The sequence below is a fragment of the Fulvivirga sedimenti genome, assembly GCF_020328055.1.
Window position 1 is genome coordinate 1,177,241 of the sequence record NZ_JAIXNE010000003.1, and the last position, 21,369, is coordinate 1,198,609.

Genomic DNA, 21,369 nt, shown 5'->3' on the forward strand with positions numbered 1-21,369 from the left:
AGCAAATTTGAAGGATTTCTTTCTTCAGCCGAACCGTTCACAGCATGTTACGTGTTAGTAATGGCGGAAAACGTATATTTGGGAAAATTTTTGGAAAAAATTTAAACGTTTAAAATGAGAAGTAATTTAATGAAAGTGGTGGTTAGCCTGCTGATTTTCATATCAGTTTCTACCACAGGAATGTCGCAGGAACAGTATTCTGAAGGCGGTACCCCGCAAAACTGGTTTGTACTGGATCCTGCGAAGGATAAGGTTCAGGGATTGAGTGTGGATGAAGCTTATAGTTTCCTGAAAGAAAAAAAGCGCGAGTCAAAATCTGTGATTGTAGCAGTAATTGATTCAGGTGTGGATATTGATCATGAAGATCTGCAGGGAAAGATATGGATCAATGAGGATGAAATTGAAGGGAACGGAATCGATGACGATAACAATGGTTACATTGATGACCGGTATGGCTGGAATTTCATTGGCGGTGCCGACGGAAATGTGGAGCAGGATACGCATGAAATGACTCGTGAATATGTACGCCTCTCTGAAAAATTCGGTGATATCGATGAAAAATCTGTAAAGAAGAAAGACCGCGCAGAGTATGATTATTTTCTCAAGGTAAAGAAGGACTTTGAAGAAACATATGAAAAGGCTGCATCACAATATGCTTTTTACAATGGATTGTATAAGAACGTAGTGCGTTACAATAACCTGTTGAAAGCCTATCTCGACGTTGATACATTGAGTCTGAATGACCTGAGAGGCATCCGGTCTCAGGATTCCACGATTTTGGAGGCAAGAAACCTGGTTGGGATGATCTTCCAGCAGGTTGGCGAAGATGTAAACTTCGAAGACATCGCTGTTGAACTTGAAGGTGCTGTAAAATATTTCGGTGATCAGGTAAACTATGCTTACAATACCGACTTTGATCCGCGCACGATCGTAGGTGATAATTATTCAGACCCGAACGAGCGCATTTACGGCAATAACGATGTAAAAGGTCATGATCCCAGCCATGGTACGCACGTTTCAGGCATCATCGCGGCCAACCGTGATAATGATCTGGGAATCCAGGGTATCGCGGAGAATGCAAAAATTATGGTGGTTCGCGCAGTACCAGATGGCGACGAGCGGGACAAGGACGTTGCAAATGCCATCCGGTATGCGGTAGACAACGGTGCCAGTATCATCAATATGAGTTTTGGGAAATCTTATTCCCCTCAGAAGGAAGTGGTGGATGCAGCAATCAAATATGCCGAATCGAAGGGAGTACTGATGGTTCATGCAGCAGGGAACAGCTCGAAAAATATTGATAAATCGGACAATTACCCGTCGCGGAATTTTAATGATGGAAAGTCGGCCGGAAACTGGCTGGAGATTGGTGCATCGGCTGCCGGGGACAACAGTGATTTTGTGGGTAATTTTTCGAATTTCGGAAAGAAGACCATGGATGTATTTGCACCCGGTGTAAATATTTATTCCACTACCCCCGATAATTCTTATGAAAGTTATAATGGAACCAGTATGGCCGCTCCTTCCACAGCGGGTGTAGCAGCAATGCTGATGTCATACTATCCTGACCTCACTGCAACACAGGTTCGTGATATTCTGAACAAATCCTCCAGAAAATTTGATAACCTGAAAGTGAAAAGACCCGGTTCCGAGGAATTGGTGGACTTTTCTGAACTTTCCATCAGCGGTGGTCTTATCAATGCGTATGAGGCCGTTAAAATGGCGGAAACGCTTACCATTGGCAAGAAGGATTAATTTGTATATTGTAACCTAAAAGGTAAACTATGTATTCAATTTTAACGCATACCCATTCAGGACTCAGGTGGATCGTTCTTATCACCCTTTTGATCGCAATTGGTAATGCAATTGGAAAGACCAATGGAAACAGACCATTCCTGCGAAGTGATAAAAGGCTGTCATTAATGGCACTCGTTTTCACACACCTGCAATTGGTGCTTGGCCTGATTCTTTACTTCATCAGCCCTAAAGTTGTGTTCTCGGTTGAATCAATGAGTAATGACATACTCAGATTTTTCCTGGTCGAGCATATATTCATTATGATCCTCGCCGTCCTGCTGATAACCATCGGTTACAGCAGGTCGAAACGCGCCATCGATGAAGGCAAGAAATTCCGGAATATACTGGTATTTTATCTTCTTGGTTTGCTGTTGATTCTCGCAGGGATCCCATGGCCATTCCAGGATTATGGTACCGCATGGTTTTAAAGAAAAGGCTACCCCACAAGGGTGGCCTTTTTTTATAATCGAATCACTTATGCGACCCCCGTTTTACAGGGGTCGTTCTATAGGACGGTCATTTTCTCACATATGCGACCCCCGCTATCGCAGGGGTCGTTTTGCTTTACGATGATTTACTCACTTATGCGACCCCCGTTCCACAGGGGTCGTTCTGTTTTATGATCATTTGCTCACATATTCGACCCCCGTTTTACAGGGGTCGACTTGTATTGCACCAAAATAATGTTGGAATTTCTGAGATAACACATAGTCACGGGTGGGCCACATCTGTGTGTCGCGTTGCATAAATTAAACCGACCCCTGAACTAGAGGAGTGGATTTGAAAGAATAAAACGGTCAAGAGTCTAATGCCAACCGTGGTAATTGACCCATGCGTGAGCGTGGGTCACATATGTGAGATATATGGCATTCAGTCAATCGACCCCTGCGGAGCGGGCGGTCGCATAAAAAACCTGCAACCCTTCAATTATTCATTCTTTCAAAGCAGCTTTTCGCCGTGCCGCTTGTTCCTGAGAGGAAAGTCCGGTTTCATTCCTAAGTACGGCCCTCTCCCATTCACCATACATCGGATTGGGCAACATGACAAAGCTATTGAGCAATTCCTGGCGGTACTGATCCACCAGGCCCTTCCCGTAATCAGCTCCCCGTGCATCAAATACCTGGTTGAAATCGGTAAGATTATCGCCCACATACAGCAATATTTCATGGGAGTCCTGTACCCGTTTCCGACGTTCAGTCTTATCGGAGCTGGCCGACCGGAGAAGTACGTGTTCATCCGTAACCTGCGGAAAACCCAGTTCTTTCAGGTTCTCCATTGTTGACTTCTGCTCAGTTGTTTTTCGGTTGGAAATATAAAAGACATCAATGCCCTTGCTCCTCACAAACGCAACAAACTCCAGGGCTCCGGGAAGGGCCTCTGCCCTGGCCTGATCTGTCCAGTCCTTCCAGGTGGAGGAGGAATACGTCCTGCCATTATGAATGAGCCAGGCCTGGTACGGACTGTTATCCAGCAGTGTTTCATCAATATCAAATACGATTGCCGGATTGTCATAATTCTGAAGGGCCAGTTTCTTTTCGAGGATCATCCGGCCATATTGATATGCCTGGTAATACGCGGCTCTCATCTCTGCAGATGTCTGAAACCATAATGTGGCTCCCATGCCCTGTTCGGCCAGTGCCTGCTCATAGGGATCAGATGATGTGGCGACCTTGCTGCTCCCGCACGAAAAGAACACAATACTCGCAAAAAGGATAATCGAAGGTAAATTTGTAACTTTCATGTATGATTCGGATTAGTCTTTTGATGCTGTTGGTGCTTCTGGGAATTCAAGGGTTTAGCCAGGTTGAACATAATTTCAAAATGGATCCTGAAAACACCGATTGTCACCTTATCAAAAACGAAGATAAGACTCCGGATGAACTTATTTCGGAAATTACGTCAAGAACATTCCGTTATGTACAGCGCATCAACATTTCGCGGTACCGGTCACCCAGATCACTTTACTACTACAGCTGTGATGGCCAGTCGGGTTACATTATTGCCGTCATCAATGAATCTGAATCGGTTCTCTTCACAGACATACAGCGTACCACCTGGGACGAGATGCTGGAGACCCGCGATATACTTGAATATTATAACGGGCAGTTTCTGAAGAACCATTCCCCTTTTACGGGTAAACCCGGGTAGCAATTACTGCAGAAAAAGATGGGCAAGCTGCTAAAGGGAATCGTTGGTATGACGTCTATCTGAATAACAAAAAAAGCCCCGGAAGAACCGGGGCTGGGAAATCAACAGTTTCAACTGTCAGAAATGACTATTGCAAAATCAGGGGAAAGGTCACATCCACATCCGTCTCACCATCAGCCGATGTGCTGGTGGCGGTTTTCAACCCGGGCTGGTGCTTCAACACAACCCGGAATGTTCCTGTCGATGCAACATCACTGGTCGTCCATGAGGTTAGAAGTCCCAGTGGAAGGCCATTGGTATCCTCATCATCATAATTAACGGCATCCGCTCTGCTGTCGATGTTACCATTGCCATCAGGGTTTGCGAACACGGTTTCTGAGAATCCAAAGAAGATCATGTGTTCATCCGCTTCTTCGCTTACCTCCTCTGTGATATCCTCAGCAGGTGTCTCGAGGGTATTGAAAAACTCGATTGAAAGCGAATATGACTTTGAAGCATCCAGGACAACATCATCCACCGTAGGTGCATTTCCACCTTCGCCATCTGCATCCAGCCATTCCGCCGTTACCACATCACCCGCATCCTGGGTATTAGTGAAGGTAAGCAATACCTGGGTGATCTCTTCCTCTACGTTTTCCACTGGCGGAACATCATCGTCGCCACAGCCGGTGAATGCAAACAACATAACTGAGAGTACGAAAAATGAAATGAGTCTTGTCATAGTTTTTAAATTTTTGACAAAACTATTCAATATGCAACATTGTTGCAAGTAGAATTAAAAATTATATGTCAATTTAATGTGCAGGTTTATTCCGGCCTGGTCGGCAAAGTATCGAAATGAATCTGTATTGAGCCTGTAGGACTGGTTCAGCAGATTCTGAACCTGAAGGGAGTAATCGAATCGGTTCCATTTTCCGAAGATACCCGCACTCACAAGCATTACCCCATCCGGCGTTTCTGTAAAATCAAAATTGCCTTCGGAAACTTCGGGAGGATTTCCCTCCAGAAAATCACTTACCGGGATAACATCCGGCGCCATGAACTGCCGGAACAAATAGGTAAATCCGGCTTTGAACTTCAGGTCATGCTCACTCCCGAATGAGGGTGAATAAACCAGGTTGTAATCAATACGTACCGGCGGCATCTCCACAAAATAATCCTGTTTCGAAACGTCCCTCGCATAAAGAAAACTACCTTTCGCCTCGCTCATCCATTCACTGCTATGAGTAAACCGAGTGGTAAAATCGATACCTGCCAGCATGGCGTCGGTTTGTTCATAAACAAAAAACGGGAAGGCGCCTCGAACCGTCAGGGTGATCCCGGCCGGTGTGGCATAAATAAAATTTCGGATATAATTCACGTAACCAGTAATCTCCATTTCGGTAGAACCTTTAGAACGCGTGAAGGTATTTACCCATTTGTAACCGATCTCAGAAAAAATATCCTTTTCATTTTCATCCAGGATCACGTCTGTATCGATGGTCCCGTCTTCCTGTCTCTCATATCGGAATAGGCCGTATTCAATACTTGCCTGATGCTTACCAAAAACATATAACTCAAAGACATTGGGGGGGCGCCAGGCAGTTCCAATATTACTCCTGAAATTCCAGTTACTACTGAGCTTTCGGTACCACCCCGCGGTGGCAGAAAAATTCTGGAAACTCAGCGTACTTGCATAAACCGAATTATCCTGTTCCCTTCCCCGAACCGAAACGTACTGGTAGTCATAGCGAATGCCAAAATCAAATTCATTTTGCCCCTTCGACAATGATTCAATCAGATAAATTCCGAATCTGTTCAGGTTGTAATTCGGTATAAAGTTCACGGTATTCGTGCCCGGAATGTTATTATTATCCTGGTATGTCCATTGCATACCCATCCGTCCCTCAAAGGCACCTACCGACGGGTGCAGCCAGTCGATATCCAGGCTATTGCTAAAAAGTTCCAGGTCGATGGACGGACGTTCATTCAATACTCCCCTTCTTACATCATATTCCTGGCGGAGGTTCCGCTGAAAAGCGTACGTAATTTCGAGGAGTTGGTCCTTCCCGTGGATCTGGCCATTGAGCTTCACCATATCATGGTCGACACGCTGCCTCGGGTTGTTAATCTCATAGGAGAAGGGATCTACAATCAGGGGGACATCACTCTCGATAGCATTGTTCAAATCTTCCAGGCTACCAGTAACGGAGCTCCGTAATACGCCCAGCTCCTGGCTGAAGTGACTGTAAAGCAGGCGTAAATCAAAATTCGGACGGTGATAGCGAATCCCTCCAGCTGCGGTCCATTCCCGCTTACCGGTATTGGTGAGCATGTAGTCCGGTGCTCTCCGGTCACCTTGCAGCGTATAACCTCCCTGCGCCATCCATGAAATACGTTCACCACCCTGTCTGATCTCCCCATTGGCTTCCACTCCCCTTCCATTGGACTGATACTGCATCCCAATCTTACCCTTTAATTTCTCATGGAGTTCCATGGTCGGTCCGTTTAGGAGAATTACTCCTCCCAATGCTTCCGGACCATAACGAACGGTTCCGGCACCTTTTACAACAGAAACGCTTGTCGCCAGTTCAGGGTCAATTTCCGGGGCATGTTCCTGCCCCCAATTCTGGAATTCGTGGCGGACGCCATTATTAATGATTACAACCCTGTTACTATGGAGTCCGTGTATCATGGGCTTTGAAATATTCTGACCCGTGGAAATGCTGCTAACCCCGCTGATGTTTGCCGTGAGATCCGCCAGGTTACCTGTATTCAATTCTTCATAATCCCGCCCATCGATGGACTGTGAGGAAATGGATTGCACATATTCCTCCAGTTTATCAGCTTCAACAACCACACTTTGGAGGGTATACGCATCAGGAGCCAGAAATATCTCAGGAAGCTCATGATGAACATCATGATGATGAATCACTTGTTTATACCCCACATAGGTAAAAATCAGATCGAATTCGGTTTTACAAATATTTTCAATCCTGAAATATCCTTTCTCGTTTGTTGAGGCTCCCTTATTTGTGCCATCAATATGTACGTTGGCAAATGGAAGCGGTTCACGCGAAGAAAGGTCATAAACGGTACCCTCCACCACATAATCACACTTATCCTGTGCAATGGCAGAGGCAACATTCAATAGCAAACACAACAGTATGATGAACCGCATGGTGCAAAAATAGCAATTGTGCAACTGTGTTGCATTACTATTTTTTTGATTTTCGATCGTCGGTTGATTCAGGTTTCGAGCGGGGCTTCTGAGCAGGTTTTACCGGGGCTGGTTTCTTTTGGTCAGGTCCGGCACCCGGTTCCCAGGATCGGATATGCAGATCCCGTTGCGGGAATGGGATTTCAATTTTTGCTTTGGCAAGTGCATCGTAGACTTCGGTTAAAATTTCGCTCCGCGTTGCAAGCCAGCTATCAATATCGGAAGTCCAGAATAAAACCCTGAAATCAAGCGAACTATCTCCAAATCCATCAAAGAGAACCATTGGTTTCGGAAGTTTTAAAATTTTATCATGATCTGCCACCACTGCGGCCAGTACTTCAATAGTTTTTGTGGCATCTGAACCATATGCCACACCTACACGTACTTCTGCACGTCGATGTTTATTGCTTAGTGTCCAGTTCACGACCGAATTGGAAATCAAATCCCCATTAGGGACAATGACCTCTGCTCCGTCATAAGTTTTGATCACACTGGAACGAATACCGATGTCCTTCACTATTCCCATCGTCTGCTGAACCTCCACAATATCTCCCGACTGAATGGGACGTTCGAAAATGAGAATCAGACCAGAAATGAGGTTATTAACTATATTTTGCAGACCGAATCCAATACCAACACTCAGTGCTCCCAGAATGATTGTAATTTTATCCAATGGAATGCCGGACACCGCAAGTGCCAGCAAAAAGCCAAGTGTTATGATGAAAAACCGAAGTATAACTGAAAGGTTGGCCGTTCTTTTCTGACTTCGGTAAAACGACTTATCTTCAGATAGGAATTTTATTGTGGAAGATAAATTTGTGGAAATCAGAAGGACAATAACGAACAGGGCAATACCACCTACGGTAAATGTCAGTTCACCAATTGTCCGATCTGTAGTGAGAAATAGCTCAATACTCGCCTTAATGTCCGCGTAAACATTAAAATTACGCAGGAAGGCAATTATAAATAATATGAATAGTAAGAAATAAATACGGTTATGCCATTTTTCCCAGAAGTCATTCAGCTTCGCCGTGTCACTTGAAAGACGCTGGAAATAGGGTCGTCTTCGAAGAAATTCAATAAGCTGATCCATCCAGCTGGCCAAATAAATCAATACCATTGCAATAGCCAGGGTCTCACCCACACCATTTATCAGGATCCTTCCTAATGTGGGCCTGTTGATGAAAACAAAAACCAATCCCGATACAGATATGCAGCTCAGGATCCAGTTAAATACTTTTATCCAGTTCCATCGGATTTGAAAGTACTTTCTTACCGAACTCGTGAGAAGAACATAGGTAAATACCCCCGAACAAAATATCAGAATAAAACTTGAATATCCGGAAACTGGCAACAGGAGGTTTTGAAACTTGAGAATTAGAAAAGCAAGAAAAAATACCAGGTAGCGCCTCAGCATATCCCGCTCCATTGTTTTTCTTAACAAAAACAGGAAAGGAAAATATGTTGACAGAATGACAAAGTCATACATAAGTGTCGTTGTCGGTGGCATAATCACGGGAAAAAGCGCTCCACCAAATACTGCTGCCGTGGCAAGCGGACTTAAATACAAACTTGTGAATTCATCCTCTGCATCTTCCTTTCTTTCTACGCTTCTGATTTTTCGTATTGAGTACCATATAATAACCAGGCAGATAATCAGAATTCCGGTCCTCGAACTATTATCCCGAAAGAATCCAACAATCCTCCAGACGGTGTTACGCACCGTGGAGGACATATTCTGAGATCCTTCACCCGATAATGAAAACTTCCATGTACCTGATTCTCTTTTCGTCACATTACTCCAATACTCACGCAGGTACAACCGAAGAGACTCAATCCGATTCAATGTTTTTGCATAATCCTGGGAAACCGTATATTCCAGGTTCAGAATTTCTTCCAGCTTTTGATCAACCCGTTCACTTAGGCTATCAGCCTTGTCAATAATAGGAACAAACCGGTTGTTGTAATAATCAAGTTCCCGCTGATTCAGCCCTGTAACATTCACCGCCATCTGCTTTTTCATCCTGGCAATATCGATCTTGTAATTACTCAACTGTTTTGTTAGGGCAGTGAGTTGATTCTGCCAGGTATTCAGTTCATTGTGCCGCCGTTCAAAAATGATGATCAGATCATTAACTCTACTAAGACTCAATTCGGTTACAGAGGCGCTGTCAATGGTAAAATATTTGTTAAGCTGTTCGTGTAGAATGTTGAAATCCTGCCGGATACGTTCTGTCTTGAAATCAGAGGCTAGGGCCCTGCTTATTTCACGCAGCTTCTGGGAGCCTTCTTCATATGCAATAATTAAATCCGAAGCTGTCTTCGGTCCGGGAACACTGGAAAGCGAATCCGCTTTTTGAGAAAACGAATTTTGAAATAGAAAGAACAGAGAAAGAACAATGAGTATTATTGCCCGCATAGGTAAATCGTGATGTCCGTTCAAATTACATGGTTTAGAAGTAAAAGCCAATACTTACAAAACTATTCCAGGAATTTGAACCATTAACATGGGCGATTCCTGCTGATACCGGACCCAGAATTGTGACGTAGGATGCCATCACACCGTAACTCCATATTTCATGCTTACCATCCGGAAAATCATAATTGCCGTCCTCCGTATCGCCGTAGAACCATTTCATGGGATAGAGCGCGTTGGCATACTGACTAACCACCTGCAGATATAAATTAGAGATGGGTTGATACTGTATGGAAATCTCGTTGTAATACATGTGATCACTTATATACATAAGCTGTTCGGAGCCCCAAAGCTGCCAGCTGTTTCGAAGCTGCGGACGGAATCCACCTACGAATTGCTGGTCGTTAATGAAAGGAATTATACCTATAAGGGGGTTCGACCTGTCGATAAAATTCATGACCATCGCATTCTTAAGTCCAATTGAAAATTTGGAGGAAAGAAGCCAGTGATTTTCCTGATGAATTTCGAATGTCAGGAAATTTTCTATATCAAGTGGAAGTTCCACTGTTCCCAGCGAATCACTTAATTCAATGTTGTATCGTTTTGGAAAAGAGTATTTTATATATCCACCATAGACAGCACCTTTTGTTGGAAAATACCGGGCATTCAACGAATTGTAGTCAGCAAAAGTCTGTACGCTATAACTGCGCCAGTCAAATCTGTTCAAAAAACGCAGTTCCTCTCCGGCTACTTCCGGCTTGAGGAGGGAGGATTCGTACTGAAAGAGACCGCCCCATTGATAATTTCGTCGTTTGGAATTTATTATTGTAAAATAGGGATTCAGGTAACGATTCCGGAAAATGCCCTCCTGACGGTCGTCTGAATCTACGATGGGCACGTCACTGCTGCGGTAATTTATTCCGGCCTTAGCAATCCAGTTTTGCCGTGCCCCCATATACTTCAGGAAGTTGGCATCACCGCGGGGATTTTCAGCCAAATCAAACTCGAGCACAAGCCGACTCGCAGGCAGAAGGTTCCGCTTTGTAAAATTCAGATTGATTCCCGCCCCATTTTCATTGTCATAATGGAGGGCCAGTTTGATCTGCGCCTGTGGTGCCTCTTCCACGGTAAGTATTAAATCATACTCATCTCCGTTGGGCATCATTTCATAGACCACTTTATCAAAATTCCTGGATCCGAACAGGACGTCTACACGATCATCAATATAACCAATTGATACAGTTGAGCCTTCGTCAATCCGCAGTCTTCCTTTTACATAGCTGTCGGGTGTATGGATATTATTTCGAATGATAATATTTGCTATCCTGAACGAATCTGGTCGGACAGGAATCAGTTCATTAACATCGAATGGAACGAGTCCGAGCGAATCCGCCAGGGCCCTGAGTGCCGGCCGGGCTGCTTCTGCCGCGGCTTCACCGCTCCGGATAATGGCCGGCGTATCTTCAAATCCCATAGTGCTGAATGATGAAATATCAGGTTCAATCAACAGGTCGCACTTTTTCATTTGCTCCTCAGAATCCAGTGCGCTCATAACAAAGGCGGATTGAGAAAGGACGTCCACCGCAGATTTAAGTTCTTCCTTCTTCAGAAGACCTCCACTTACAAAAACACCAATGATAATATCTGCTCCCATTTCCTGGCACTCCGGAACGGGAAAATTGCGAACCAGTCCCCCATCAACCAACAAGGTATCATTCCGTTCAACCGGGGTGAATATCGAAGGAATGGCCATACTAGCCCTAATAGCCATCGGAAGGGATCCGCTGCGCATCACAACAGGTTGTCCGGTAGCAATGTCGGTACCCACGCACGCAAAGGGAATAGGAAGTTCATTAAAATCGTTGATATGATGCACATGGCGTGTGAGTTTGGACAGCAGCTCAGACAAACGCTGACCGTCGATCAGTCCCTGCGGTAACTCGATCTTCCCCTTTTTTAATCCCAGTTCAATCAGGTAACGCTCGTAATAGGCCTTTTCCTGATAATTGATCTGATTCATCGAGGTATTATTGCTCAGCAACTCATCCCAGTTGATGGCAAGGGCAATTTCCTCAATTTCAGAGGCCGTATAACCAGCAGCATACAAACCACCAACCACACTTCCCATGCTCGTCCCCGTTATATAATCCGGCCTGATACCCAGGCTTTCAAGTTCTTTAAGTATGCCAATATGGGCCATTCCCTTGGCGCCACCCCCACTCAACACCAACCCGATTTTTGGTCTTTCTGCAGACTGAGCAAATAACCCGCCGACAGTGAGGGTAAGCAGGATCAGGAAAGACATAAATTTCATAACATCAAAATATTTTGGACTAGTAAGATACAATCACTAAACATAATAATTTCATTCAGGTTGAGTGATTCTTCCAAAAATTCAACCAATTCATGAAAGAGGCTTGTTTTTACCATTAATTCTTATGTTCTTCTGAAAATTTTCAAAACTCCCCAACCATCATATCTTGTCATGTACACTTCTAAACGACTGTTCACTTTACTTTTACTTACATTTTGCTTTTCCTGTGGTCAGCAGGATCAACAGTCCGACGTCGCGGAAGCACCCCCGGAAGGCGGGATTCCCCCGGAAATGGTGAAAATGGCGGCATTGGATCAGGAAAGGGGACTCCGCCTGAAAACAGAAAATGCAACGCCAGGCTATATATTATTTTCCTCCCTTACCAGTTCCGACGTATATCTTATCGATCTGGATGGCAAGGTAGTCCATGAATGGAAAACGAACTTTGGACTCGGTTCCCATTATCTGATGGAAGATGGCCGTTTATATGTGCACAGTCGGGATCCCGAAGCGGTTGTATTTTCCGGCGGGGGTATGGCAGGTCGTGTTCAGGAGTTTAGCTGGGATGGGGAGTTACTATGGGAATACAAACTGGCGAATCAGGACAATCTGATGCACCACGATTTTGCCGTAATGCCCAATGGAAATATCCTGCTCATTGTCTGGGAAAGCAAAACGCCGGAGGAAGCGATGGCGGCTGGCAGAATGCCACACCTGATCCCGAAAGCCGGTGTGTGGCCCGATAAAATAATCGAAGTCAAACCCACCAAACCAAGTGGAGGTGAAATCGTTTGGGAATGGTACGCATGGGACCATATGATTCAGGATGTAAACCCTGATCTCCCGAATTACGGAAAATTAAGCGATCACCCGGAGCGGATCAATATCAACAATGGTGATACTATCCGCCAGCCCGACCCGGAGGAATTTGAACGGGGCAAGGCGCAGGGTCAGTATGCTGCTAATGCGACCATTGATAACATGGGCTCGGATATGTTCCATACCAATGCGATCGACTACAATCCTGAACTCGATCAAATAGTACTTAGTATACCCGATTTTTCTGAAATCTGGATTATTGATCATTCTACAACTACGGAGGAAGCATCGGGCAGTACCGGCGGAAAATCTGGTAAAGGCGGCGACCTCTTGTACCGATGGGGAAATCCGCAGGAATATAACCGCGGGGATACCACGGATCAATACCTTGGATTCGAACATGATGTGCGTTGGATCCTTCCCGGCTATCCGGGTGAAGGTGACCTTACCATCTTTAATAATAACTTCAAGGATGCCGATGGTGAAACTCATTCACAGGTAACTCAAATTACGCCACCCATGGATGCCGATGGGAAATATATTATTCCTGAAAGCGGGCCAATCGGACCTGAAAAACCTACCTGGACCTATACAGCAAATAATGAGGGTGACTATCTTGCAATGTTTATTTCCAGTGCCCACCGTATGAAAAATGGTCATACGCTGATGAACTTCGGGCCGCAGGGCCGGCTGCAGGAAATTACGGAAGACGGTGAGGTTGTCTGGGACTACTGGTCACCCTATATCGGACAGTGGAAACTGCCCGACGGGACACCACCTCAGCCGGTAGGACCGTTCATGTATGCCATTTTCAGGGCTACACACATTCCGGTAGATCATCCGGCAGTCGCAGGTAAGGAACTTCAGCCTATTGATCCACAACCAGCCACGCAGAAGCCTCCGATGTAACGAATGCTGGAAATTCAAGCATAAAAATTCAAAGAACGCATACACCAAATCATTCATTAATCGGGTATATCAAGCCATTAGTTCTTATGCGACCCCCGCTAAAGCAGGGGTCGTTCTTTATTCTGCCAATGTGCTCACTTATTTGACCCCCGCCATCGCAGGGGTCATCCACAAACATCTCTCAAAAAGCAAAATAATAGAAACTCTGCAGACCATAGTTCCACCCCTGAGCGGGTGGTCGCATATGTGAGACAGATCGCATTTGTTAATCCGACCCCTGCGCAGCGGGTGGTCGCATAATATCACGGAGACAACGAAAATAACGACAACAACGACAATATTCTGCACCTGCATTCCCCTTATATTATGTAAACTCAGGGGGTCCAGTGAACCCCAAGTTGAATATTTCTTCCCATTACATTATAGCCATACACCTCGTAATAATCGGTATTCAATAAATTACGAATGTCAGCGAACATACGCATTTTCGCCTTTGGGAATGAATAGGAAACCATCAGGTCCAGTAATGAATACGCGTCAAGATTCACCTGCTCGACTGCGAAATCCCGGAGATTAAAATAAACATCCTTGCGCGACCCAAATAACTGCCAGGCGGCCCGCAATTCAAGACCCGCAACCGGTGAATAGGAAAGCGAAGTGCGCAAAGCATGTTCCGGCTGACGGAGAATTCCATTAAAAACACTATCCTCCTGACTCATTTGCATTTCACCATTGAGCCAGGTATATCCCGCCTTGAACTCCAGTTCAGGCGTGATTCGATATCCGGCCTCTACCTCTGCACCCGTTACATCCTGACGATCGCTGTTCTGATAATCCATGATATAGATGATGATGTTCTCAATACGCCTGTTGAAAACAGCAATACGTATATCAGACTTCTGATCAGCTCGCTGAAATCCTGCCTCCATGCTGCGGCTTTGTTCGGGCTTTAAATTGGGATTTGCTCCAAACTGCCCAAAAAGCTGATTTAATGTAGGTGCCTTAAAGCCTGTGGTATAATTGGCGAAAACCTTCCATACCGGAGTGATCAACCAGCTCGGATTGATACTGTAGGTAGTAAAATTTCCGAATTGAGAATGCCGGTTGAACCGAATACCCCCTTCCAGGGAAAAACCGTTTGCCTGATAGGTAGCCGTAGCGTAGGGAGCAAACAGGCTGGCATCTTCAAATTCTTCATTGGTAATTTCCTGGCGCTGAAATGAAACCCCCGGAAGAATCTGCCATCTGTCGGAAATTCTGTAATGATAGAATCCTTCGAGGTGATCAAAAATGGCAGCGTATTCAAACTTTCCGAAATCCGTATCAAAAACACGATCCGTTTCATTCCGGGCAACCTGAACCTGGAGATCACCCCGTTCACCCCGACTGGTGGCAGTAATACCGTAGCGCATGTTGCGCGCCTCATAAAGATTCACATCCGAGTCGGTAAAGGCGCCGGCATCATAATCACCCTTCATGTCGGTAAACTGAAAAAACCCTTCCAGGCGGGTCTTACTGGTCAACTCAACCCCTGCTTTCACATTTGCCGAATTCTGATTAAACGGATCCTTTTCAAATGCGTCTGTGCCCGTAGTATCCCGTGCTTCTGAAAATCCTTCACTCTGTCGCCGGCTGTATCCGGCTGAATACCTGAACTTGCCTTTGCTTCCCAACAGGCTTACATCCCCGAGGAATTGCCCATAGGTGCCATATGAAAGTAAAACTGAAGGTTCAATTGCCCTTTCCGGGGTTTTGGTAATGATATTGATCACTCCCGCCATAGCATCAGACCCGTACAAAGTCGATTGTGACCCCTTCAAAATTTCGATCCGTTCTATGTTGTTCAGCGACAGAAGCCGCAGATCAAATACGCCATTAACACCTGAGGGATCATAAACTGGTACACCATCAAGTAAAATGAGGGTGTATTGCGCAGAAGCACCCCTAAGATATATGCCCCGGTCTTTCCCGGGATTACTATTGGCACCGTTTACAAACAATCCGGTCTGCTCGTGTAGTAGCTGACCCAGATCCCGCGCACCGGCATTTTCTATCTGATCCTTTGTGATCACATTTATTACTTTACCGGTTTGCGAAGAGGCTTTAGGAAATTTACTTGCGGTAATAACCACTTCACGAAGCTCATCCGTGCGTAATGTGTCATGCTGACCGTAAATGATGTTTGGCGTCAGCCACCAAAAGGCAATACAGGTTATTGCCCAAACCTTTAACTCCTTTTTCATTGCAATAATGGTTAAATGAAACAAAAGGAGTAAAAGAGGGGAATGGGAACAGTCGATTCCATTCACACGCTTTTACCCGAAGCATTGAATAAACATCGTCAGGGCAGGTCTCCTGGCTCTCCCGACTGATACCGCCTTCTCATCCGAAACGGACAATGGCAATGTGGATATCAGCCATCCATGGGATTACAGTAGCGGGAACTGCTCCGGATTCTCACCGGTATTCCCTTTTAAGTCCACCATTGTGGACACCATGACGGTGCAAGTATACGTAAAATATTTCCTCCCGTGTATTTCAGAGTTTTTTAAATATTTTTTAGACTTATCTAATTTATTTTTTAGTTTTGTTATTATATTATTTTACGTCAAATCGAAATGCGGTTTATTTTCTTATTCTTTCTTCTCATAACCACGCTGTCCGGATTCTCCCAGCAAATCTTACGGGGCAGTGTAGAGGGAAAAGAAGGTCCCGTACCGGGAGCAACAATCCGACAGTTGCCGGATGGGGGAATGACCGTCACAGATAGCCTGGGAAAGTTCCGGTTGGAAATTGCCGATCAGAATATCATTCGTATAGAAATTCGCTCCCTTGGGTATAAGTCAGTCCTCAAGGAAATTCTCCCGGCATCAGATGAAAAAATAAAAATATTGCTTGAGGAAAGTTCTCTGGGGCTTGATGAGGTGGTCATTACCGGTACACTCCAGCCCGTATTCGTATCCCAGTCGGCGATTAAAACCGAAGTACTCACCACCAAACATTTTAATACGTTTATGCCTTCTGCTTCCAACAACCTGGTAGACGCCATGTCGATGGTGAATGGCGTCCAGGAGGTAGTTTCCTGCGGGGTATGTTTTACGAATAGTTTGAGTATTAACGGACTTCCGGGTCAGTATACCTCGATTCTCATCGACGGAACCCCCATGTACGGCAACCTGGCGTCTGTCTATGGCCTGAATGGTATCCCGGGTATCATGGTAGATCGGGTGGAAGTGGTTAAAGGCCCGGGTTCAACGCTGTATGGTTCAGAGGCCCTGGCGGGAGTGATCAATATCATTACAAGAGATCCTGCTAAGCAGCCAATACTCACGGCAGACGTTATGGGCACTACCCATGGGGAAATGTTCTTTAATACGGCCGTGTCTGGTAAACTGAAAAAAATTTCAACCTATTCCGGACTCAGCTACAGTGGGATGCACCAGTATATTGATGAAAACAGGGACGGGTTCGGGGATATTATTAACATGGACCGCATCGCGATTTTCAGCAAATGGGAGGCACAGTTGCCGAAAGATCAGAAATTAAGCGTGTCGGCAAAGTTCATGACAGAAGACCGAAGGAATGGCGTTCAATCCTTTCTGGAGAACCATAATTCATTACGAGGCAACGATACAATTTATGGCGAGAGTATCCAGACAGAACGGTTCGAATTATTCGGAAGCTTTACCGGCAACCATGGATATAAAATCGATTACTCCTTCAGTATTCATGACCAGAACAGTTTCTACGGCAGTGACCTGTATGAGGCAAAGCAACAGATTGGTTTCATCAATGCCTACAGAAGACTGGAATCCGGTCGGCATGCTATCCTGGCCGGTGTAACTTCTCGCTATCAGTATTATGACGACAATACGGTAGCGACACCCGGGGGTGCCGACAAACAATTCATTCCGGGAATATTTATCCAGGATGAACTTGCTCTTTCACCTTCCCTTACCTTCCTGGGTGGCCTGCGCACAGATTATTATGAAAAACACGGACTAATCTTTTCGCCAAGGTTTAATGCGAAATGGAAAGCAGGTGACTGGACTACTTTGCGGGTCAATTCAGGCACAGGATTCAGACTTGTAAACTTATTCACCGAAGACCATGCCTTTGTAACCGGGCAGCGGAGCATTGAAATCAGGGAAGAGCTGAAACCCGAACGTTCCGCCAATATTTCACTCAACCTGAATCATATCCTCACGATGGGCAGCAGTCAGGCCAGCGTGGATTTTGATGTGTTTTACACGCACTTTACCAATAAGATAATTCCTGATTATTCAGATCCCGGGAAAATTATTTATGACAATACCGCTGGTCATGCCCAAACCGGTGGGGTGAGTTTCAGCTGGACACAGGAATTCATATTTCCCCTTCAGGTGATGGCAGCAGGCACCTTGCTGCGGTCGACAGAGACCGGCGAAGAGGGCATCAAGGAAAATCTGCCATTCGCCCCTGAATGGTCGGCCCTGCTGAATATCAGTTATACCATTCCTCGTTCCAACTGGATCTTTGCCTGGTCGGCCACCTTTACCGGTTCTATGTTGCTTCCTGAGGTTTTTGATCTCGATGAACAGGGTCAGCCAATGGCTGATCCAAGACCCAGAACCTCCTCTCCTTTTCAGATTCATAATATTCAGATCACCAAATCCTGGAAGAACCTCAGACTATATGGGGGTGTGAGTAATATTTTTAATTTCACTCAACCGGTTTCACCCTTATCGGGACTGAATGATCCTTATTCCAATCCGGGTTTCAGCAATTTTTTTGATACCGCCTATTCGTATGCCCCTATTCACGGCAGGGAATTTTTTGTAGGAATTAACTGGAGTCTCTTCAAATAATTTTTCTACCTTATGTGGCTAAAAAATCGTTGCCCATGGCTACACTCAAGGAGACAATAAAAGAATTGATTCGCGATATCAAGCGGGATGAACTTTACTTTTACAATGATAATCGCTGTTTCAAATTTATTGAAGCCAATCCGGAAAATACAGATCTGTTAGTTATCAATGAGAAGATCAGTGCCATGAACAACGGCATTATCGACCTGCACTATGTGCCCTCGATGGCTAAGCACATCCAATCATTGCATATAGATCCATATCTTCAAAACAGTGAACTTGAAATCGTTCCGCGCATTTCGGCATTACTCCCGGATAAGCCTTACGAATTCAGAAAACTGGCTTCAACGTACTGCAATTTTCATTTTCCGGATGTTTATCCGGTACAATCGGATATTGCAGAAAAAATAATGGGGCTTTACACCCAGCATATTCAAAACAACGGGCATCCAACATCAGTACTGAGCTATTCGGATTTTAAGATCGTAACAGATCATTTTTCCTCAACCTATGACCTGCAAGCTTTCGACTATTATGAACTGGAGAAATTTCTGTGGCTGAAGTCAAGGATGATCATCGAATTTCTGGAAAATCCAGACCGTGATTCGCAATTCGATCCGCCGGCCAAATAATAATCCCTTAGTATCAATTCGTCATTTTGTAAATTCCCAAAAAACATCTTATGAAGGCATTTTCATTAATTGCATTATTAATTCTACCATTTCTCACGTTCGGCCAGGTGACAGACGCACCGGAGCGGACGGAGGGAGAAGGTCCGTGGCCACAGCTAATCATTCGGGGCGTAATGATGATTAAAGGAGACGGCGCTCCACCCACCGGGCCAGTGGATATTGTCGTTCGCAATAATCGCATTGAACAAATTCGAATTGTTGGGTATCCCGGGGTTGCGATCGACCCCGATCGCCGGCCCAAGCTGGAAAAGGGAGGCAAGGAACTGGATGCAACAGGTATGTATCTCATGCCGGGCTTCATCGATATGCACGGCCATATCGGAGGGTCAGCACAGGGAACACCTGCAGAATATGTTTTCAAACTTTGGATGGCGCACGGCATCACCACGATCCGGGATCCATCAGCGGGAAACGGACTCGACTGGGTTCTTGACCATAAACAAAAGAGTCAGAAAAATACAATTACTGCGCCGCGAATACTGGCTTATACATCGTTCGGACAGGGAAGTACCTCTCCAATCAGTACACCGGAAATGGCGCGCGAATGGGTGCAGAATAATGCAAAAAACGGTGCCGACGGGATTAAATTCTTTGGTGCTGCCCCGGATATCATGGAAGCGGCATTGATGGAAAACAAAAAACTGGGATTGCGTTCTGCATGTCACCACGCGCAGATGGATGTCGCGCGATGGAACGTACTGAATTCCGCCCGCGCGGGACTTACCTCCATGGAACATTGGTATGGCTTGCCGGAGGCATTGTTTACCGACCGGACGGTACAGAACTATCCGCTGGATTATAATTACAATAACGAGCAGCATCGTTTCGGCGAGGCAGGGCGTCTTTGGCAACAGGCCGCAGCGCCATATACCGAAAAATGGAATGCCGTAATGAATGAATTACTGGAACTGGATTTCACGCTGGATCCTACTTTTAACATTTATGAGGCGAGCCGGGATCTGATGCGTGCTCGCCGTGCAGAATGGCATGAAGACTACACCCTGCCCAGTTTATGGCGTTTCTATCAGCCAAGTAAAATATCACATGGGTCCTACTGGCATTTCTGGGGCACCGAGGAAGAAGTAGCCTGGAAAGAAAATTATCGACTCTGGATGACCTTCATCAATGAATATAAAAACCGGGGTGGCAGGGTAACGGCCGGATCTGACAGCGGTTTTATTTTTCAACTATATGGATTTGCCTATATCCGCGAACTGGAATTACTGCGCGAAGCTGGATTTCATCCTTTGGAAGTCATTCGCTCCGCTACGCTGAATGGCGCCGAAGCGCTTGGTCTTGACAAGGATCTGGGCACAGTGGAAGTTGGCAAACTGGCAGATTTTGTCATTGTCGAAGAAAATCCACTTCAAAACCTGAAGGTATTGTATGGAACTGGTGCCATAAAGCTAACAGATGAAAACGACGTAGTTCGTGTGGGTGGTGTAAAATACACGATCAAGGATGGTATTATCTATGACGCCAAAAAGCTGCTTCAGGATGTAAAAGAGCTTGTGGATGCATCGAAGGAAGAAGAAGGTTTTGAGATTAAACAGCCTGGCTTCTGAACTCAGTATAATACCGCACGGTTCAGGTAATCCCTGAACGGCATCATTACCTTATACAATTCCACAACTTTATCCTGAAAATCGGGATGGCAAACCTCTTGCCGGGTAACTGTATGCATCACCGCGAAACTTTTGTAACGCAAAAGTTTGATGTGCGGATGATCCTGCGTAAACCCTTTTGGAGAAGTCTTTAACAGATCCTGTTCAAGCACAAAATTTGCCTTAAAGCGTTTCTCATCCAGTATGGATTGGAGCACATCTCCGTCGTAATCAATGGCCTCCCGAATTTTTGACAGGATGGATGAAGGAGGATGGTAGTAGCCTCCGGCAACAAAGGACTCCTCCGGTCCGATATGGATATAAAAGTCACTTTTCTCCTTAACCCGATCCATGGTTGCCCCAATGTGTTCCTTATAAGTGGGCCGGTCGGGATGGAACATCAGGTTATTATTGATGCGATGGATGGCGCGTTTCCCCTCCGTATGATCATAGGACGGATCAATTTCCGCCAGCCGCGCATCCAGGTCATCCAGCCATAGAATATATGCATCGCGAACCTGATTGTATTCAGCACGATGCTCATCCATCCAGGTCTTATTATTATTCACCCGGAGTTTTTCCAGGAATATATACAGATCTTTCATCATGATCTGAACGCCCCCG

General features: G+C 45.4%; 14 protein-coding genes and 1 riboswitch. Of the genes, 7 read left to right on the forward strand and 7 right to left on the reverse strand.

What is annotated here, in order from left to right; all coding sequences use genetic code 11:
- The first annotated feature begins 114 nt into the window (after positions 1-114).
- Positions 115-1,755, forward strand: a complete 1,641-nt coding sequence (locus LDX50_RS17500; RefSeq protein ID WP_225698599.1) for a S8 family peptidase — start codon at positions 115-117, stop codon at positions 1,753-1,755.
- Between the two features lie 29 nt (positions 1,756-1,784).
- Entirely contained in the window at positions 1,785-2,225 is a 441-nt protein-coding gene (locus LDX50_RS17505; RefSeq protein WP_225698600.1) for a cytochrome B, read from the forward strand.
- A 503-nt stretch (positions 2,226-2,728) separates the two neighbouring features.
- Here LDX50_RS17505 and LDX50_RS17510 read toward each other — a convergent pair.
- Complete coding sequence (locus tag LDX50_RS17510; protein ID WP_225698601.1) at positions 2,729-3,538, reverse strand: 5'-nucleotidase, lipoprotein e(P4) family; 810 nt, start codon at positions 3,536-3,538, stop codon at positions 2,729-2,731.
- A 2-nt stretch (positions 3,539-3,540) separates the two neighbouring features.
- Here LDX50_RS17510 and LDX50_RS17515 point away from each other — a divergent pair, with 2 nt between their 5' ends.
- Positions 3,541-3,945, forward strand: a complete 405-nt coding sequence (locus LDX50_RS17515) for a hypothetical protein (RefSeq protein WP_225698602.1) — start codon at positions 3,541-3,543, stop codon at positions 3,943-3,945.
- A gap of 127 nt (positions 3,946-4,072) precedes the next feature.
- Here the strand turns inward: LDX50_RS17515 and LDX50_RS17520 are convergent, their stop codons facing one another.
- Genes LDX50_RS17520 through LDX50_RS17535 form a run of 4 tightly spaced genes read right to left on the reverse strand, consistent with a single transcriptional unit; the run spans position 4,073 to position 11,874 of the window.
- The gene (locus tag LDX50_RS17520; protein WP_225698603.1) at positions 4,073-4,666 is read right to left on the reverse strand and encodes a hypothetical protein; all 594 of its coding nucleotides are present in this window, start codon (positions 4,664-4,666) and stop codon (positions 4,073-4,075) included.
- A gap of 54 nt (positions 4,667-4,720) precedes the next feature.
- The gene (locus LDX50_RS17525) at positions 4,721-7,105 is read right to left on the reverse strand and encodes a TonB-dependent receptor (RefSeq protein WP_225698604.1); all 2,385 of its coding nucleotides are present in this window, start codon (positions 7,103-7,105) and stop codon (positions 4,721-4,723) included.
- A gap of 37 nt (positions 7,106-7,142) precedes the next feature.
- Complete coding sequence (locus tag LDX50_RS17530) at positions 7,143-9,563, reverse strand: mechanosensitive ion channel family protein (protein WP_225698605.1); 2,421 nt, start codon at positions 9,561-9,563, stop codon at positions 7,143-7,145.
- 34 nt (positions 9,564-9,597) lie between these two features.
- Positions 9,598-11,874 carry a patatin-like phospholipase family protein gene (locus LDX50_RS17535; RefSeq protein ID WP_225698606.1) on the reverse strand — a complete coding sequence of 759 codons (2,277 nt, stop codon included), beginning with the start codon at positions 11,872-11,874 and terminating at the stop codon, positions 9,598-9,600.
- Positions 11,875-12,045: 171 nt separating this feature from the next.
- Here LDX50_RS17535 and LDX50_RS17540 point away from each other — a divergent pair, with 171 nt between their 5' ends.
- Entirely contained in the window at positions 12,046-13,602 is a 1,557-nt protein-coding gene (locus tag LDX50_RS17540) for an aryl-sulfate sulfotransferase (protein WP_225698607.1), read from the forward strand.
- 374 nt (positions 13,603-13,976) lie between these two features.
- Here LDX50_RS17540 and LDX50_RS17545 read toward each other — a convergent pair whose 3' ends face one another.
- Positions 13,977-15,845 (reverse strand): TonB-dependent receptor plug domain-containing protein, encoded by a 1,869-nt coding sequence (locus LDX50_RS17545; RefSeq protein WP_225698608.1) that lies wholly within the window; start codon positions 15,843-15,845, stop codon positions 13,977-13,979.
- Positions 15,846-15,930: 85 nt separating this feature from the next.
- Positions 15,931-16,116, reverse strand: a riboswitch (cobalamin riboswitch).
- A gap of 104 nt (positions 16,117-16,220) precedes the next feature.
- Between LDX50_RS17545 and LDX50_RS17550 the strand changes: the two genes are divergently transcribed.
- Genes LDX50_RS17550 through LDX50_RS17560 form a run of 3 tightly spaced genes read left to right on the forward strand, consistent with a single transcriptional unit; the run spans position 16,221 to position 20,706 of the window.
- The gene (locus LDX50_RS17550) at positions 16,221-18,449 is read left to right on the forward strand and encodes a TonB-dependent receptor (RefSeq protein ID WP_225698609.1); all 2,229 of its coding nucleotides are present in this window, start codon (positions 16,221-16,223) and stop codon (positions 18,447-18,449) included.
- Between the two features lie 35 nt (positions 18,450-18,484).
- Positions 18,485-19,081, forward strand: coding sequence for a hypothetical protein (locus tag LDX50_RS17555; protein ID WP_225698610.1), 597 nt, complete (start codon positions 18,485-18,487; stop codon positions 19,079-19,081).
- 50 nt (positions 19,082-19,131) lie between these two features.
- Positions 19,132-20,706 carry an amidohydrolase family protein gene (locus tag LDX50_RS17560; RefSeq protein WP_225698611.1) on the forward strand — a complete coding sequence of 525 codons (1,575 nt, stop codon included), beginning with the start codon at positions 19,132-19,134 and terminating at the stop codon, positions 20,704-20,706.
- Positions 20,707-20,708: 2 nt separating this feature from the next.
- Here the strand turns inward: LDX50_RS17560 and LDX50_RS17565 are convergent, their stop codons facing one another.
- Complete coding sequence (locus LDX50_RS17565; protein WP_225698612.1) at positions 20,709-21,353, reverse strand: DUF2461 domain-containing protein; 645 nt, start codon at positions 21,351-21,353, stop codon at positions 20,709-20,711.
- Positions 21,354-21,369 lie beyond the last annotated feature (16 nt).

What these genes read in the sequence shown, in the direction of transcription:
- LDX50_RS17500 (WP_225698599.1), top strand. Translation starts at nt 115, where the DNA reads ATGAGAAGTAATTTAATGAAAGTGGTGGTTAGCCTGCTGATTTTCATA.
- LDX50_RS17505 (WP_225698600.1), top strand. Translation starts at nt 1,785, where the DNA reads ATGTATTCAATTTTAACGCATACCCATTCAGGACTCAGGTGGATCGTT.
- LDX50_RS17510 (WP_225698601.1), bottom strand. Translation starts at nt 3,538, where the DNA reads ATGAAAGTTACAAATTTACCTTCGATTATCCTTTTTGCGAGTATTGTG.
- LDX50_RS17515 (WP_225698602.1), top strand. Translation starts at nt 3,541, where the DNA reads ATGATTCGGATTAGTCTTTTGATGCTGTTGGTGCTTCTGGGAATTCAA.
- LDX50_RS17520 (WP_225698603.1), bottom strand. Translation starts at nt 4,666, where the DNA reads ATGACAAGACTCATTTCATTTTTCGTACTCTCAGTTATGTTGTTTGCA.
- LDX50_RS17525 (WP_225698604.1), bottom strand. Translation starts at nt 7,105, where the DNA reads ATGCGGTTCATCATACTGTTGTGTTTGCTATTGAATGTTGCCTCTGCC.
- LDX50_RS17530 (WP_225698605.1), bottom strand. Translation starts at nt 9,563, where the DNA reads ATGCGGGCAATAATACTCATTGTTCTTTCTCTGTTCTTTCTATTTCAA.
- LDX50_RS17535 (WP_225698606.1), bottom strand. Translation starts at nt 11,874, where the DNA reads ATGAAATTTATGTCTTTCCTGATCCTGCTTACCCTCACTGTCGGCGGG.
- LDX50_RS17540 (WP_225698607.1), top strand. Translation starts at nt 12,046, where the DNA reads ATGTACACTTCTAAACGACTGTTCACTTTACTTTTACTTACATTTTGC.
- LDX50_RS17545 (WP_225698608.1), bottom strand. Translation starts at nt 15,845, where the DNA reads ATGAAAAAGGAGTTAAAGGTTTGGGCAATAACCTGTATTGCCTTTTGG.
- LDX50_RS17550 (WP_225698609.1), top strand. Translation starts at nt 16,221, where the DNA reads ATGCGGTTTATTTTCTTATTCTTTCTTCTCATAACCACGCTGTCCGGA.
- LDX50_RS17555 (WP_225698610.1), top strand. Translation starts at nt 18,485, where the DNA reads ATGGCTACACTCAAGGAGACAATAAAAGAATTGATTCGCGATATCAAG.
- LDX50_RS17560 (WP_225698611.1), top strand. Translation starts at nt 19,132, where the DNA reads ATGAAGGCATTTTCATTAATTGCATTATTAATTCTACCATTTCTCACG.
- LDX50_RS17565 (WP_225698612.1), bottom strand. Translation starts at nt 21,353, where the DNA reads ATGATGAAAGATCTGTATATATTCCTGGAAAAACTCCGGGTGAATAAT.